1 pseudogene is annotated in these 494 nt (G+C 34.6%); it reads left to right on the top strand.

Annotated features, from left to right (window positions below):
• Positions 1–225: 225 nt before the first annotated feature.
• A pseudogene (locus tag AB4496_RS24300) lies at positions 226–494 on the top strand (hypothetical protein); the annotation flags it as partial.

Genomic DNA, 494 nt, shown 5'->3' with positions numbered 1-494 from the left:
AGCCGCTTTTTAGCGGCTCTTTTTTGTGGAAGTTGATTAAGAAAAATTAGAGTGTTGTGGCTAAGTTAATTTAGGGTAGGGCTTAGCCTACGAAATACACATCGACAATGTAATCGTCGTTTTTCGTGTTTCCCCATAACAATACAATTGGTTTCGTTTAATAACCTAGTGTCACTGTGATAGATTGAATATAATGTGCCAAAATATCAACTCTAAAGGTCTAGCGTGACGTTCCAAATTCGTAAAGTAACTATTGAAGGTAAAGAGTTTGAGTTGTCAAAATATTCAAATTCTGGGAAGAACTTAATTAGTGTTATGACTGGAAAAAATGGTGCCGGTAAAAGTCGGATTTTGGAATTTTTAGCATCAAACTTTTACGTTAGTGATAATTTCTTGATAGAAAATCCTAATAACTGGGATGAAAGGTTTAATGCAGTTACATCTGACTATAGCCAGAATCAGGTAAATTATTTGAGCAATGGGTTGGAATGTAC

This window comes from Vibrio sp. 10N.222.46.A1, assembly GCF_041473595.1.
Taxonomy (GTDB): Bacteria; Pseudomonadota; Gammaproteobacteria; order Enterobacterales; family Vibrionaceae; genus Vibrio; species Vibrio tasmaniensis_A.
This window is presented reverse-complemented; position numbering and strand designations above follow the sequence as displayed.